Source organism: Nostoc sp. C052 (assembly GCF_013393905.1).
Taxonomy (GTDB): domain Bacteria; phylum Cyanobacteriota; class Cyanobacteriia; order Cyanobacteriales; family Nostocaceae; genus Nostoc.
Map to the genome: position 1 here is coordinate 7,794,704 of NZ_CP040272.1, position 16,932 is coordinate 7,811,635.

At 41.3% G+C, this 16,932-nt stretch carries 11 protein-coding genes; 5 read left to right on the forward strand and 6 right to left on the reverse strand.

The features are described 5' to 3' along the window. The first annotated feature begins 1,257 nt into the window (after nt 1–1,257). Both FD723_RS32025 and FD723_RS32030 read left to right on the forward strand, forming a co-directional pair. Entirely contained in the window at nt 1,258–2,568 is a 1,311-nt protein-coding gene (locus FD723_RS32025) for an efflux RND transporter periplasmic adaptor subunit (protein WP_179068937.1), read from the forward strand. A 148-nt stretch (nt 2,569–2,716) separates the two neighbouring features. After that, on the forward strand, nt 2,717–3,457 hold the full coding sequence (locus tag FD723_RS32030; RefSeq protein WP_179068938.1) for an SDR family oxidoreductase: 741 nt from the start codon (nt 2,717–2,719) through the stop codon (nt 3,455–3,457). A gap of 118 nt (nt 3,458–3,575) precedes the next feature. On the opposite strand, the gene dapF is transcribed toward FD723_RS32030, so the two are convergent. Beyond that, entirely contained in the window at nt 3,576–4,415 is an 840-nt protein-coding gene (dapF, locus tag FD723_RS32035) for a diaminopimelate epimerase (RefSeq protein ID WP_179068939.1), read from the reverse strand. Between the two features lie 69 nt (nt 4,416–4,484). Here dapF and FD723_RS32040 point away from each other — a divergent pair, with 69 nt between their 5' ends. Continuing rightward, the gene (locus FD723_RS32040) at nt 4,485–4,700 is read left to right on the forward strand and encodes an RNA chaperone Hfq (RefSeq protein ID WP_179068940.1); all 216 of its coding nucleotides are present in this window, start codon (nt 4,485–4,487) and stop codon (nt 4,698–4,700) included. Between the two features lie 39 nt (nt 4,701–4,739). On the opposite strand, the gene FD723_RS32045 is transcribed toward FD723_RS32040, so the two are convergent. The 3 genes from FD723_RS32045 to FD723_RS32055 form a co-directional block, all read right to left on the reverse strand. Next, entirely contained in the window at nt 4,740–7,079 is a 2,340-nt protein-coding gene (locus FD723_RS32045) for a cation:proton antiporter (RefSeq protein ID WP_179068941.1), read from the reverse strand. Nucleotides 7,080–7,388: 309 nt separating this feature from the next. Next, complete coding sequence (locus tag FD723_RS32050; protein ID WP_179068942.1) at nt 7,389–8,366, reverse strand: SDR family NAD(P)-dependent oxidoreductase; 978 nt, start codon at nt 8,364–8,366, stop codon at nt 7,389–7,391. Between the two features lie 12 nt (nt 8,367–8,378). After that, a complete protein-coding gene (locus FD723_RS32055) occupies nt 8,379–9,272 on the reverse strand; it encodes a hypothetical protein (RefSeq protein ID WP_179068943.1) in 894 nt (297 codons plus the stop codon). A 993-nt stretch (nt 9,273–10,265) separates the two neighbouring features. Between FD723_RS32055 and FD723_RS32060 the strand changes: the two genes are divergently transcribed. Then, nucleotides 10,266–12,851, forward strand: a complete 2,586-nt coding sequence (locus FD723_RS32060; protein WP_179068944.1) for a GAF domain-containing protein — start codon at nt 10,266–10,268, stop codon at nt 12,849–12,851. A 330-nt stretch (nt 12,852–13,181) separates the two neighbouring features. Then, nucleotides 13,182–14,627, forward strand: a complete 1,446-nt coding sequence (locus tag FD723_RS32065; RefSeq protein WP_179068945.1) for an MFS transporter — start codon at nt 13,182–13,184, stop codon at nt 14,625–14,627. Nucleotides 14,628–14,798: 171 nt separating this feature from the next. On the opposite strand, the gene FD723_RS32070 is transcribed toward FD723_RS32065, so the two are convergent. Further along, nucleotides 14,799–15,710, reverse strand: coding sequence for a beta-1,6-N-acetylglucosaminyltransferase (locus FD723_RS32070; protein WP_179068946.1), 912 nt, complete (start codon nt 15,708–15,710; stop codon nt 14,799–14,801). A gap of 140 nt (nt 15,711–15,850) precedes the next feature. Then, on the reverse strand, nt 15,851–16,900 hold the full coding sequence (locus FD723_RS32075; RefSeq protein ID WP_179068947.1) for a D-alanine--D-alanine ligase: 1,050 nt from the start codon (nt 16,898–16,900) through the stop codon (nt 15,851–15,853). Nucleotides 16,901–16,932 lie beyond the last annotated feature (32 nt).

Consider the following 16,932-nt stretch of genomic DNA (forward strand, 5'->3'; position numbering starts at 1 on the left):
TTTACCTTTTGTATCACTTTGAGAGAATACAATAACTGAAAGGATGACAGTTTTTTTGCTTCCATTTTTGTCTAAAAATTTTAGTTTTTGTTAGGAAATCAAGCTTCAAAACTTGATAAAATTGAAGTCTCATAATCTGAGTTTGATTATTTTTCCCAAAACAAAATAATCAGGCAGATTTAATATGCTACTAGACTGATTTAGCAGTCTTAATTTTGACTCATCAATCTCACTAGTAAAACCGCAAAATTACGCAGTTTATTATTTATTCAAACTAAATCACAGATTTTTTTGGGTTCGACCCCTATATAGGATTGAGCTTTTATAAGATTAAGCTTGAATACAAAAAAATCCCATAAGGAAAATCCTTAAATAATTAAGGATTTTCCTTACTTTTATATGCGAGTGCTACCGCATATCTCACTTTTACTTTCACCGCATGATTCATTTTTTTACTGGTCATACCACCAAAATATTTGGGAATACTGATCTGAGATCCCGAAAATTAGGATACGCAAGAGCCGGCCCTGATCTAAACCTGCACTTATAGTTAAAGATTTGATAATGGTGAACCGGGAATATAGATCACCTAAACCTCAGCAGCAAATATATAAATTGATAAACTATGCCTGTTTCCTACGATCTAAATCTAGTAACTCTCTTGGTTCTAATTGCTATTCTCTCCCCTTGGGAGCAAGGCGATTTTGTTAGATCGGACTTTAATTCTCAGTTACAAACCTAGATTATCAAAGGGGTCTTTTAACTCGCTTGCCGAGGAACTTGGAACTCAGCACGCTTCATCCGCCTTACCTCAAAAAACGCGCGCACGTTTCGGGACGCGAATTGAGTTCTCACGTGTCACGGTTTTCTCAACCTGAGACTCCAGAAAGTTTTCTGCACCACTAAGTACAGCTTTGCATAAGTTCATAACTTTTTTAAATGCAGAGGAACACAGAGGTAAACGCATAGGCGCAACTCTTGGAGACGCTACGCGTAGCTTGCTTCCACGAGGTGGTACGCCTTCCCGCAGACTAGGTACGCAGAGTTTTACCAAAGTTAATTCGCTATGAATTAATGAAATTTTGTACTAAGGGATTCACCTTTCGGTAGATTTAGACAGAATCATCAAAACTGTATATTTGGATGGTCTAACACATAATTTGCGATAAAACCTCATGCCAAATCAGTAATTTACAATCAACAGATGAAATTTTGATTGAATTCTAGTTAATTTGTTCCTTAAGTTCCTCATAAGCCATGACATCCCCTGAGCCTCAAACTGATTTTGGAGAAAAAGCTCCACAAACCTCATTTGAGCCACCTTCTGGAAAACGGCGGTGGCTTTGGTTATTTTTAGCAGCACTACTATTGTTAGGGGGTGGAGCAGCTATAGTTTGGCGTTTGCTCACTCCGCAACAAAATTCAGTACCCTTAACTGCTAATGTTCAACCTCAAGGGGTAAGAGTCAAAATATCGACAGTACAAAGCGGCATAATTGAGGAAAGTTCAGATTTTATTGCTAGCCTAAAATCTCAGCGCTCAGTCACGCTTCAGCCGAAGATTCAGGGCCAAGTTACCCAAATACTTGTAAAATCGGGAGATCCAGTCCCCGCAGGAGCGGCAATTCTCCAAGTAGATCGTACACCACAAGCAGCGATCGCTCTTAACAATACTGTGCCCCAAGCATTTTTATTGCAACTGGCAAATGCCCGCGCAACACTCAAATCTCTGGAAGCAGAAAGACCATCATACGCTGCAAATGTGCGATTGTACCAGCAGAACTATGAAAAGTTTGTCAACTTAGCTGAACAAGGAGCCATATCTCGACAGACTAGCAATCAGTTTGCTGACAGACTCGCTACTGCTAAGACTAGTCTTGATGCAATTGATTCCAGGATTCAAGCACAACGAGCCATTATCTTGCAGGCTGAAAAATCCTTGCAGCAAGCTAATGTAAATCAAACACAGCAGATCCAGTACGACAAAATTACCGCTCCCTTTAATGGCACTATTGGTAATATTGCTGTGAAAGTTGGTGATTTAGTTAATACTTCCACACAATTAGTTAATATCACCCAAAATCAACCTTTAGAAGTGAATATCTCTGTACCACTACAGCAAGGAACCCAGTTGCGTAAGGGAATGCCAGTGGAGGTTATGAATACACAAGGTCAAAAACTGGGTAGAAGTAGGGTATTTTTCATCGCACCTAGCGCCAGTAATGAGACGCAAACGATATTAATCAAAGCACTTTTTGATAACCCTAATGGTCAATTACGGGCAGATCAATTGGTAAGAGCTAGAGTGTTCTGGAATCAGCGCCCCGGAGTTTTAATCCCCACAACAGCAATGACTCGTATCGGTGGGGACACTTTTGTTTATGTAGTTGAAACCGAACAATCTCCCCAAGGTATATCCCAACAAGTAGCTCGACAAAGACAAGTAAAGTTAGGCGAGATCAAAGGTAATAATTACCAAGTTATTGAAGGATTACAACCAGAAGATAAAGTTATTATCTCAGGATTGCTCAATCTTAGGGATGGTGTTGCGATCGTTCCAGAATCTTAGTGAAGGGTGGCGAGTGGAAGATGGGGGAGAAATCAATTCAAAATTCAAAATTAAAGAATTTCTGCCAACTGAGCCTCCTGCCTCTTCTCTATGACTAATGACCAATGACTAATTACTTTAGTAAACCAAAATCAAAGCAAATTAATCTATGGCATCTTTGGCAGGAAAGGTTGCAATTATCACTGGTGCATCGCGGGGGATTGGACGAGCGATTGCACTAAAATTAGCTGGTAACGGCGCATCTATTGTCGTTAATTATGCGGGTAATGCAGGCAAAGCACAGGAAGTTGTTGCAGAAATTGAAAAGTTGGCAGTAGGGGCGATCGCTATCCAAGCTGATATTAGCAAAGTACGCGATATTCAACGGTTGTTTGAACAAACACTAGAACGTTTTGGTAAAGTCGATATTTTGGTCAACAATGCCGGAATCGCCTTTTATAAACCAATTACTCAGGTGACAGAAGAAGAGTTTGATCGGATTTATGCAATTAATGTCAAAGGCACTTATTTTACTTGCCAACAAGCCGCACAACACATGTCAGAAGGAGGACGGATTATCAACTTTTCCTCATCAACGACGGTGATGATGTTGCCAACTTATAGTGCCTATGTCGCAACCAAGGGTGCTGTAGAACAAATCACGCGGGTACTAGCTAAAGAATTGGGTGCAAAAGCGATCGCAGTTAATGTTATTTCTCCTGGCCCCACCGATACAGAACTATTCCGAGAAGGTAAAACACAAGAACAGATAGACCGTTTAGCCCAAATGGCTGCTTTTGGCAAACTGGGAGATGTGCAAGAAATCGCCGACGTAGTAGCGTTTCTCGCTAGCGACGAAGCCAGGTGGATTACTGGGCAAAATATTCGTGTAAACGGTGGAATCGCCTGATTTTAATGGCATTGGAGTAATGTCTTTATATTCTCTCTCTGGTTCCTCTGTGCCTCTGTGGTTTATTTATTGAACCGCAGAGGCGCAGAGAACACAGAGATCAGAGAAGAAATAATTTTTACAATTTTCCTGTGAATACCCTCTCGGCTGGGCCTGTCATATAAACCCTTTGGTCTACTTCTGACCATTCAATTTGTAAGGGGCCACCTGGTAATTCTATAGTGGCAGTGCGATCGCATTTTCCAGTTAACACTCCAGCGACTAAGGAAGCGCAAGCACCAGTCCCACAAGCTAAGGTAATTCCAGCACCCCGTTCCCATACCCGCATTTTTAGATAGTCACGGCGCACTACTTGAATAAATTCGGTATTTATGCGTTGCGGAAAAACTGGGTGATGCTCAAATTTGGGGCCGATGGTTTCTAGCTCAATTGCTGCGACATCTTCCACAAAGGTAATACAGTGGGGATTACCCATACTTACACAAGTGACATCCCAAGTTTGCCCCGCCACCTCCAACGGCAAAGAAATGACTTTTTCTTCAGCAGTTGCAAGGGTGGTAGGAATTTCGCCAGCGAGTAACCTGGGTAAACCCATATCCACCTTTACTTGACCATCAGGAAGGATTTGGGGAATCATCACACCAGCTAGGGTATGAATGCGATACAAGTCTTTATTCCGCGATTCTCCTTCTAAATCTGCTAAAAAGCCAGCTAAACAGCGAATGCCGTTACCACACATTTCCGGTTCTGAACCATCAGAATTAAAAATCCGCATGGTGTAATCAGTGCCGTTTTCGCCGGGTAGGGCAAAAATAACACCATCAGCACCGATACCAAAATGGCGATCGCACAACTCGATCGCTTGCTCTGGGGTTAATACAGGCAAAGATGACGAGCGATTGTCAATCAAAATGAAGTCGTTGCCTAGACCATGATACTTAGTAAATTCGATTGCCATTTCTTCAAGGATGAATTATCAAGGATTAGTTACTCTTTATTTTGCCTTGTAGGTTCATCTTTACTAAAAATGCTTACCGAATTTGACACCACTTTACCCAGTATTAGACAAGTCCAAAACCTGATTAAACAAACAACGCCAGTAGAGTTAAAGCTGCTAACTCAGGATGTGTTGACAGGAAAGGTTTTATGGCAAGATCCACAGTGTATCTGTATTGTTGATGAAAACAGTCAGCAAATCATTATTTGGAAACAAGCGATCGCTTATATTAAACCCAAGAGTTAGTCATTTATCCTTTGTGAATAACCAATGAATGACTAATGACTATTCTCGCCAATTATCTATAGGCAGGGACTCTTTGAGAATTTCTGCCTCACCAGCTTTCACCACTGGAACAGAAAGGGGTACTGAACTGGCGATCGCAAATAACTGCTCTAATTGACTCAGACCTGACAAGTTACCACATAACAATACTTGATCGCTAACTCGCAAATCCATACCGCCATCAGGATAGCGGATAAACTTGCCATCTCGCCGGATCGCCTGTACCTGTACTGCATACTGCTTGGCGATATCTAAATCTGCAAGAGTTTTACCTAGTGTTGGCGCATCTGCATTGACTGTAACCCACTGACAAGCACTATTCTCTCCGGGTACAGCCGCTTGTCCCTTGGCGAATTCTGCCAAAGCTGCCAGTTCTTCATCTGCTCCCACAACCAGCAAGCGATCGCCTTCTTCTAATTTGGTTTTATTATTGGGATAATCGATTTCATCGCCGTTAGCACGGCGAATTGCCATTAAACTTGCTCCTGTTAAATAGCGCATATCTGCTTCTTCTATGGTCATACCAATTAAAGGCGAAGCAGCTGGGAGAGGATACCAGCGCTGATTTAAATCGAGAGTTGCTTGGCGTAAATCACGAGCAACTTCAGTTGCAGAACGTTCTGGCCGTAAATCTAAATAATGATCGTTGCGGATTTGCTGCATTTCTCGTTGGACGACAGGTGGTGACAACAAGCCTAAGCCAGTTAATAAATAGGTTGCCATTTCTAAACTGGCTTCAAACTCTGGTTGCACAACTTCTCTGGCTCCTAATTGATACAGCACTTCAATATTTTTATCCTGGGTAGCACGGACAACCAAATCTAATTCTGGGCGCAATTCCAAAGCGCGTTTCAAGCAAAGACGGGTACTCATAGGGTCTGGTAGTGCGATCGCCATTCCTTTGGCATGATTCACGCCGGCAGTTTCCAGAACATGTAAACTCACGCAATTACCATATACATAAGACACCCCAGCCTCACGCAACTGCTGAATTCTGCTCTCCGATTGGTCTATTACTACCACAGGTAGGTGATGTTGCTGCAACAACTTCACCAAATTCTTACCCACTCGTCCATAGCCACAAACTACCACATGGTCTTTGAAGGGCAAATCTTCCGATACATCTCGCGCCTCATCTTCTTCTAAATACGGTTTCAACCAAGGCATTGATTCGGCAAAGTTAAATAAAAATGGCACTAACCGCAGTACAAAAGGAGTCAGCATGAGAGTGACTGCGGTGGTTCCCAAAATTAATAAGTATACTTGTCGGGACACCAGCCCCAAAGACTGCCCTTCACTAGCGAGAACAAAGGAAAATTCCCCAATTTGCGCCAGTCCCAAACCGGCGATTATGGCTGTTTTCAAAGGGTAGCGGAATAATTTCACTAGGGGCGTGATAATCAAAAATTTACCTACGAAAACTATTGCCACTAACCCCAAAATCAATTCTAGGTTGTTCCACAAAAACACTGGGTCAATTAACATCCCAATGGCGGCAAAAAATAAACTGGCAAAGATATCTCGCAGTGGTTCCACATAAGTCAGGGTTTGATCGGCGTACTCCACCTCAGAAATCATCAAACCCGCGACAAATGCCCCCATTTCAATGGATAGCCCCAAATGCTCTGTTAATAGAGCAATACCCAAACACAGGGCTACAACTCCTAATAAGAATAGTTCTTTACTTTCGGTACGGGCTAGCAATCGCAATAAAGGCGGTATCAGCCAAATCCCCGCAGCGATCGCCCCAGCAGCAAATAAACCAATCAAAACTAGCGCCGTTAGCACAGCGATACCAATGGTTTCTGCTGGTTGGTTGAGGGCTGGTAAGACTGCTAACATCAGTCCTAGTGCCAAGTCCTGTACTACTAAAATTCCCAGCATTACTTGCCCGTGGGGCGTTTCTGTTTCGTTGCGCTCCATCAAACACTTGAGAACAACGGCTGTGGAAGACAAAGACAGAATACACCCTAAAAACATACCTTTAGCAGGTAAAGCTCCCCAGGCTCCAGTTAACCCACAGATTGCAACTGTGACTAGAATTGTCAAAGCAATCTGGAGTCCGCCGCCACCAAGAGCGATCGCTTTTACCTTCTTGAGTTCTGCAAAGGAAAATTCTACACCCAAAGCGAATAACAAAAAGGCGACTCCAAACTGTGCCAGAGTCTCTACTTGAATGACTTCTTTAATCAATCCCAGTCCGGCTGGCCCAATGATCATCCCGCCAATGAGATATCCTAGCAGCACCGGTTGTCGCAGAAGTGCTGCCAACAGTCCACCACAGGCTGCAACGGCTAGAACTGAAACTAAATCAACAATCAGCCTAAAATCTTCTTGCACCAGTTTTAAAAAAACTATTAATTAAGACCTATTAATTCAGGATACAAAGTTTTATGGCCTCAAACAGCTTGTTTGGGAAAAGGAGATTGGGGATTGGTTATTCCCTTGTCCTCTTGTCCCCTCATCCCGTAATACGGTTCGGTTAAGGCAAGACGCGATGATTCGCCGTCTCTACAATAAGGGAACTCCAAGAAATAAATTATCCAATATTGTGGGGTGGGCGACACGAGAGCCCAGTCTATAGGGCTCTCGTGTCGCCTACCCCACAAGAGTTAATTGGATATTTTTTACCCGAATGCTCAATCCTCATTAAATTTTAGGTGAGCCGAGGGCACTCAATAATAGCAGTGACCACGGCATTTTAATATCAGGTATAAGCCATGAATACTTTCTCAGTACGGGCAATGCAGCAGGTAGCACAAAACGCAGAGAGCGTAATGAGGCAGGACGATCGCCATTTTCATCTACAATTCCATATTTTTTAGCCAGTTCGGCAACAATTTGCACACGTCCTGTATGGTGTATAACATTTGCTTCACCAGCAAGTGCAGCGATCGCCCGTCCAGTTAATAAGGGAGTTTCCCAATTGTAGCGATCGCTTAAAAATGAGAAATTCTTTTCAGTACCATTGGTTTGATTCATCTCAGAAGCAAAACGCGAAAAAAGCTCAGTACCAACAATACCCGGCCAAATTGAAACAGAAGTAACGTTATGGGGTTTGAGTTCAACAGCCATATTAGCAGCAAGGCGATCGCAAGCTGCTTTGCCAACTCCATAAGCTGTATTAAAAATATAAGACATCCCACCCCACGAAGAAATGGTGCAAATTAGTCCAGAGTGACGCTTAGTCATAATTCGGGCAGCAAAAATACTGGCAACATAGTGGCTACGAAGACCAACATTATTACTAGCATCCCAAAGACTAGGCTCACAATCCCAAAATGGCTGCCCAAAAGCGTCTCTTATTGCCTGAACTCCTGAATAAGCATTATTTACTAGTAGATCGAGTTGTCCATTCTGCTCATCTTGAATGCGATCGAACAGCAAACGCACCTGCTCATCATCGCTGTGGTCTACTTGAACGGGAATGCATACACCACCGACTTCCTCAATGGCTGATTTCGTTTCACTAAGACTCCCTGAAACCCCATCACTAGAAGAGTTGTTGAGGCTCCGGCCCGTTACGTATACAGTTGCACCTGCTTCACCAAGACCAATGGCAATTCCCCTACCAAGTCCCCGCGTAGCACCTGTTACCAAAGCCACTTTTCCTTCGAGGTGTTTCATGATAGCTTATTTCTAATTTTTGACCGTTAAATATTGATTATTACAATATTCTTTCGTGGCTGTGATTGAAACAACTTCTACTTCTATGGGTTTTTCTTTAGTTGCGTCGATCAGAAACTCACTAGCTCCTTCACGAGGTTTTTTCGGATTTCCCCAATCATAGGTATAACCTAAACCTGTCCAAGGATAATGTTCTTGACTCCCAACTGCATAAGAAGTTGTGTATATATCTTGCAAAACTCGATAACTAGCAGGAATCGGTATATCAAAAACATTACAACTAGAATCATTAATTTCTGGATCGACGCATGGTCTACTTAAATCTTCGGCTTTCACCCACATTTCTATAAAATGCGTCTTATTTGAGTTTCTATTTAAAATTAAGCCTAAATATTGCTGTAATCTCAGTGAAAGCATAATATTACCGGGAATATTTATGCCGATACCCTTACAATTTTGACAGAATTCTTTAACTTGAGGAACGGCTGTTAACCAGGTTCGTGCTTCTATACTTTTTTTCGTACCTACTTTCCAATCTTCAGTTGGGTTTTTGACATATTTCCAATTCGCCATCAGATATTCAATTTTGCCATTATTCTCTCTCCATTTGATTTGAGTATTACTTTTTGACAATGGCCAAAGATTGTTTACCACTTTATCTTTACTTGGTCTTTTTGCATCTTCAATAGCTACATTTAACTGCTTTTTAAGAGCCTCATAACTTTCCGGTTTATTTTTCTCCAGATACTCATTGACATTTTGGTTGGTTTCTGATTGTGCTAAGAGATTCTTTCTCAGATTTGATGTACTCTGCATGGGAATTTCTCTAGCCAGCAAACCAGAGTATCCTACTGCCAAAAATGCGCCTGTCAAGCCTAAAAATAGTCGAGCCTTCAATTTTTTCATCAAAATAATCCTGTGGATTTCCAACAATCGAGTATATGTTCTATCCCATGTAAATATGGAATAAACTAAAAGATTGCATCTGATTTTATATTTATGTTTGGCTGAAATAATATTGTGCTTAATATTTTTAATTAACTTTATCTGGATAAAAATAAATATCTACAATCTGGTCATTTGCCACAGCCATCACAACAGATTATTGAACCACATCTGTCGTAAGGGCACACATTAAACTGAAACTTCTTTAAAACCTCGTTTCCAGCCGGAGGCTGGAAATGCAACTCAAAAGTGGCTCTGCCGCGAGTTCGAGAGGCAGAGCCTCAACGACGAGCATTCCCAGTCTCCGACTGGGAACGAGTTAATCTAAGAGCTAGTTCTAGGCTAACTTTCACGTTCAGTTGACACTAATGAGCAATGCTGTGCCTCTACCGCGTGCAATACCTTTCGGTTAAGGGGAAAAGGGGAAGGTAGGGCAAGGGGCGGGGGAAAAGGGAAAAGAAAAACCTTTAACCTTTAACCCTTAACCTTTTCCCCAAACCCAATTTCAAGTTAAAAATGCTTAACCGAACAGTATTGCTACCGCGTGGTCTATTTATATCTGCGATCGCAGTTGAGCTAGACCTAATCTAAAATCAGTAAAATTACTTACAACGTTCAAGGAAATAGATCGTGTCCTACAGACACAGCAATGTTAATTTGTCTGCCTCTACAACATAATTACAAGGCAATACTAACAAGCGATCGCTTGTCAAAAACATTGTTTTCTCGTTTAAATGAGGGGTCTGACCCTCTATTGATCATTAGTAGGAAGGGGTTTTGGTCAAGTCATCCTTATTAGTAATCAACTTCCGCCTTAGTTCACAGGATGACGCTGGCTGAACAAGCGATTAAACTATGGATAATGTCGAGCAACTGTTGCTTTTAACACCACTTACATAAATTTAATCTCATTGTTAAATCTAAAATCTCATCCCGCTATATAAAATACCAGTTATGTCAGCGTATCAAGGAAGTTGTGGGGAGACCACTGATGTGATTATTGGTGTTCACAACCAAGAAAACCTCGAATTACAAGCGAATTCTGCTCCTGTGGGTGCTCTTGCCACAAGACAAGGAACTTTTTCTACGTTTCTTGCTCCCCTGACTCAGGATACTTTTAAACAGGTCGTTAAGGATGTCGAGCAAAAATTACAGATTGTCCATCAAACCCTATCAATGCTGGATTCTCATGGGTTTGAAACCATTCTGCAAGAAATGTTGCATTCGATTACCTTAAAAACCGGGGAATTACTGGGTGCAGACCGGACGACGATATTTTTATTGGATGAAGAAAAACAAGAACTCTGGTCAATTTTAGCTGAGGGTGAGGGCGGTCGCTCTTTAGAAATTCGTATCCCCGCAAATAAAGGCATTGGTGGTGAAGTTGCCACTTTTAAAGAAGTTATCAATATTCCCTTTGATTTTTATAACGATCCGCGATCGCATTTTGCCCAAGAACAAGAAAAAAGAACTGGTTATCGCACCTACACCATGCTCGCTTTGCCGTTGTTAAATGAACATGGGCAATTAGTTGCAGTAGTACAATTACTGAATAAATTAAAATCTGGAAATAACCACGATGCTGCACTTGCAGAGCGAATTGATACCAGAGGTTTTAGCTGTGCTGACGAACAATTATTTCAAGAATTTGCCCCTTCGATTCGCCTAATTTTAGAGTCTTCGCGCTCTTTTTATGTAGCTACCCAAAAACAAAGAGCGGTGGCGGCGCTGATGAAGGCAATTAAGTCACTTTCTCAAAGCAGTCTGGACTTAGAAGACACACTCAAACGAGTGATGGATGAAGCCAAGGAGCTGATGAATGCCGATCGCAGTACACTATGGTTAATAGACCGCGATCGTCATGAATTGTGGACGAAAATCACTCAGGATGATGGTTCAACGAAAGAGTTGCGAGTCCCTGTAGGTAAAGGTTTTGCTGGGATCGTCGCGGCTTCTGGCAAAAAGCTGAATATAGGCTTTGATTTGTACTACGATCCTGACTCAGAAACAGCCCAAAAACTAGACCAGCAAAATGGCTATCGCACCTGTAGCTTACTTTGTATGCCAGTGTTTAATGCCGATCAACAACTGATTGGCGTTACCCAACTCGTAAATAAAAAGAAAAATGGTGATTTTCCCCCTTATAATCCAGCTGATTGGCCCAAAGCTCCCGACTGCTTCCAAGCTAGCTTTGACCGCAACGATGAAGAATTCATGGAAGCTTTTAATATTCAAGCAGGAGTAGCGCTGCAAAATGCCCAGTTGTTTGCCACAGTCAAGCAACAAGAACAAATGCAACGGGATATTCTGCGTAGTCTTTCCAATGGAGTAGTTTCCACTGATAAAACTGGGTTAATTATCGCCGCCAATGAAAGCGCCCAACGTTTGCTAGGACTGGGAATAAATGACCGTTTAGAAGGTAAATTAGTTAATGATGTCATTGGCATCAAAGAAGGCGACTTTAGCAAGTGGTATCAGGATGCTTTACATGCAGTTGACTTAAAAGGTCGTCAGCAATATTACCCCGATCGCACACTTATTAGCACTGGTACAGAACAGCATAGTATTAATTTATCGATTAACACCATTGCCGATGCTAGCGACCAAGAGCAAGTCCGGGGGGCGCTGGTGGTAATGGAAGATATTAGTGATGAAAAGCGGCTCAAGAGTACGATGTACCGCTACATGACCCAGGAATTAGCCGAAGAATTGCTGAAATTAGATGATGCTAAACTAGGAGGCGATCGCAAAGAAGTTTCGATATTATTTTCGGATATTCGTGGCTACACCACTTTGACAGAAAACTTAGAAGCAGAAGAAGTGGTAAGTATGCTCAATGAATATTTTGAATCAATGGTGGAGGCAGTCTTTAAACATAAAGGCACTCTTGACAAATACATCGGCGATGCCATCATGGCTGTGTTTGGTTCTCCTTTACCATTAGAAGAACATGCTTGGATGGCAGTGCAAACATCCTTAGAAATGCGTGTTCGTCTACACGAATTTAATCAACGTCGCTATACAGATGATAAGCCCAAAATTAAAATTGGCATTGGCATCAACTCCGATACCGTGATTAGTGGAAATATCGGCTCTAGTAAGCGGATGGAATTTACCGCTATTGGTGATGGCGTTAATCTTGGCTCCCGCTTAGAAAGTGTTAGTAAGCAATATGGTTGCGATATTATTATTAGCCATAATACTTTTCAACCATGCCAAGAGCAAATTTGGGCTAGAGAACTAGATTACATTCGTGTTAAAGGTAGAAACGAACCAGTAGCTATATATGAATTATTGGGTTTGCGTTCCAATCCAATTGAAAGCGAAAAATTGCAAGTAATTGAGCATTATCATAAAGGGCGTGAGTATTACCTCAAGCGGCAGTTTTCTCGTGCTAGAGCTGAGTTTGCTAATGTTTTGGCAGCCGATAGCCAGGACAAAGCTGCTATGTTGCACTTATTGCGTTGTCAGCATTGGTTACAATCACCCCCAACAGAATCAGATTGGGATGAAGGAGTCTGGACATTTCAGGAAAAATAACACCAATTCAAAATTCAAAATTAAGAAAGCCTGCTCTAATGTAGGTTTTCAGGTTTTATCTGTCACATTCTTTTTTTTAAATTGGTATAACTACTAAAGAAATTCCTTGTAGAGACGGCGATTTATCGCGTCTCTCTTTCTATTTTGGGTGTTAGACATAGCTGAAAAGTTCAAAGTTAGTATAGTACATACAGCAGATTCCAGGGAAATGAAGTACAAAATCTCATAAAAAGTCATATACCAAGGCACTTTCAACCCAAGTAAGAGTTCACTATTCCCTGCTGTATGTATGGTGCGTAAATCCTAATTATTTTCTTAAATACTAGATTTATGGATTCTTCTCAAATTGAAACAAATGCGCCTCTTTCTATAGAAATTACTGAGATTTCCTCACCATCAATAACACTCTCTCCTACCTCGACACTCATCCCTCCTATCTCTAAAGATGGTATTCGCAAGAGTTTGAAGGCTTCTACTATCGATGGTATTTTCGCAGCAATTTTCTCTATTGGCACTGGTGGAGTTTTGCTAGGTAACTTCTTAGTGGAGTTAGATGCCAGTCCGATGGTATTTGGTATGGTAAGTTCTATCCCCATGTTGGTGAATCTCTTTCAGCCAATGGGTGCTTACTTATCTGAACGTAGCACTAGCCGCTTTCAATATTCCCTTCGTACTCATGGGATTGGTCGGCTACTGTGGCTGATTTTAGTAATTGGCATTTTTAGCTTTGGTGCGGGAGCGCTTAATTCCCAGCAATTAGTGGCGTTGTCGCTTGTAATTCTCGTATCTAGCCATCTTTTAGGAGGATTAGGAACTGCATCGTGGTTCAGTTGGATAGCAATGTTAGTCCCACGGCGATTACGAGGTAGATATTTTGGGCTACGCAATAGCCTTGCTAACTTAACCGAGTTGATTGGTTTGCCAATAGCCGGTTTAGTCGTATCACATTGGTACGGAGGGACTATTCAAGGTTATGGAGTGATTTTGCTCTTAGGCATTATCTTTGGAATTGTGAGCTTGGGATGTCAGTATTTCCAGGTAGATATAAATCCCCAATTACAAAATACTTATTATGCTAACTCATCTCAAACCAGTAATATTCAGTCAAACTCTGCACGAAAAGAACCTGGTGAGATATCTGAAGCAATCTCTCTGCCGCAAATACCAGCTACCCAAAACCAGATAGATAGCAGCATTTGGAAAAACTCTAATTTTTTGGTGTTTCTACTTTATTTTGGTTCATGGACGTTTGCTGTTAACCTAAGTGCCCCGTTTTTTAATCTCTACTTGCTAGATACCCTGAACCTAGATGTGAGTTGGGTAACTTTCTACAACAGCCTACGAGCAGGGGCACACATGGTAATGCTGATCGTGTGGGGTAGATTAGCAGATAAAATAGGCAATCGTCCGATTCTAATTTCTACTGGAATTCTAATTGCTATCATACCTTGGCTGTGGCTGAAGATGGGTTCTAGTCCTCTCGATCTTTGGCTGTGGTTGCCGCTGCTACATATTTTCATTGGGGCTAATTGGGGAGGAGTTGACTTGTGTAATAAAAATCTCCAAATAGAGATTGCACCAGTCAAAAATCAGTCTATCTATTTTGCGATCGCAGCAGCAATAGCTGGCGTAAGTGGTGCTTTAGGAGCAACTATCGGTGGCTTCATCGCTCAATTTGCTGGGTCTTTTGGCATAGCGGAAGTATTTATTGTATCTGGTATATTACGATTAGCTTCACTTGTACCACTTATCGTTAAAAAAGATTTGGGTACTTAGGATGAAATTTGTTGCTTATGGATGTGAGAGGTTGTTTGAAAAGTCTAATTTATTACTCACCGGGCGACTAGAAGTCGCAGCTATACAGACAAAACCCACCTCCGTGGGTTAAAAACTCTTGATTTTGTATTTGAATTGTTAACTCACTGGGTTTAGCAAAATGTGTAATCGCTAGGATGTAATCTTATCAAGTTCATCAAGAATTTTGCTATCTATATCAATGTCAAATTTTCGAGCGAAGTGAGCAGATGATGCTAGCAAATTTGGCAAGTCTTCCATCAGCAATGTCTTAGGATGACTGCCTCCATCTGACCAATCAATATAGCGCCTACGGTCGTTTTGCAGTTTCAGATGAGGTGAATTAGCAAGTACAGTTTGAAAATAGGACTCATCTGCATACTGAAGCTTACTGTAGTATAAGGTTAATGCATTTTTCTGGCTGTGAAAATCGATAATGTACTTAGCAGCTTTGCTATTGGCACAAAACCATTGACTTCCACTGAAGCAAGCAAGTTTTTTAGAAAAAGGAAGGAAAGGTTTAGTTAATAACGGATGTTCAAAACATATTTCTAGATTCAGATGTGCCAAATGTTTTTTTGAGTAATTGAAAGAAAACGATTTCGTACAGTATCGCTGATAGGATTTTTTTTGCCATAAAATGCTCGGTCTTAAATCATATTTATAAGTTTCATAAGTGATTTTCTCATGCTGAATATAAGCATCATAAGAATTTGAGTTCAGATCATCCAATATTTGATTTGCATTTTTAATGGGATAGTCTGCTCCACTAAGTAATACAAACCAATCTGGTGGCTCTGGAACTTCGTACATTAATTTAAGTGCTTGTACTGTAGCTTCTACTAAAACAAAACTTGCCCACTCTGTTTGTAGATGAGGGCGTACTAATAAAACATTTTTTGATAGAGTATTTACAGATAAATCACATTTTGAGAAATCATGATGACACACAATGACAGGATAGTTAAACATACTATTTAACTTATTTATTAGTCTGTAAATTTGTAGAGGTTTCCGATGAGTTAGTAAAACAAAACCTATCAAACTCCTGGGAGAATTAGACATTTACTTAAGTTGTGTATCTTTAAAATATTTTAAAATTATGTATATTTGTGTAAATTAATATTTGGTAGTATTTAAATACCGATAGGAGAGCGATCGCTCTCCAACCCACTACAAGCAGAAAACCTATGGTGATAAATTCACTAACAATTCTGCAACACCTTTTGATTACTGCCCAAGGTTTCATTGATAGCTGTCATTAATAACTCATTTACAGAGATTCCCGCGGCCTTTGCCATACAAGAAATCACACTTTTGGGGGCAAAAGAACAATACAACCCAGCTTCTAAAAACCAAGGTTCTCCCTTTGGGTCGATGCGGAAGTCAAATAAACTGTAGTGACGACAACCCAAAGCCTGATGACACTTCTTAGCTACTTGCTGAACCTTTTCGGTAATTGGATCGTTAGGGTCTACTATCCAAGCTTTGATATTATCTTTAGCAGCACAATCTAAGTTACCATCGTCCGTTTGTTTGAGTTTATCAGCAAAGTTACGGATGGGTTTATCGTTGGAGTTTACTTGATACTCTTCAAGGGGTAAACCCACTAGGTCGCCGTCTTTGACAATGATACCGCATCTGACTTCTCGACCGAGTTCGATGAATTCTTCTACGATCACCTCTGAAGCATATTCAAATGCTTGTTTGAGAGCAACATTATAATCAGTAACGTCTTTGACTAAGACCACCCCTAAAGAGTTGTCAGAACTTGCAGGTTTAACGATCGCTGGAGGTGTAATTGTCGGAACGTCTCCTTGGCGAAGTAGTTCTCCACGAGGCACTTTTACCCCTGCTGCTTCGACAATTGCTTTGGCTCTGCCTTTGTGCGCTGCGATCGCCATGATATCTGGAGTATTGCCTACGTAAGGAATCTTCAGCAGGTCGAATAGGGCGCGGTAGTGAGTCATTCCAGGAATACAAAACATTTGCGGTAACACGAGATCAATGTTTTGCGCTGTTATAAACTCTATAGCATCAAACAGAGTCATCGGTTTGGTATCAGCAATATCTTCACGGCTGAGTGAGGGAGGAAATCGCCATTGGCGATCGGGTGTGATGTAGGCAATCTGAAAGTCATAGTGCGATCGCTCTGCCGTTGCCGCGAGACAGTCTTGGGCATAAAGGCGTGACAAATCACAGTAAAAATCATTGTATGCAGACCCAACTAAATGAAGAATACGAAGTACTGACATTATTCATCTTCCTATGTAGTATTAGAATTGAT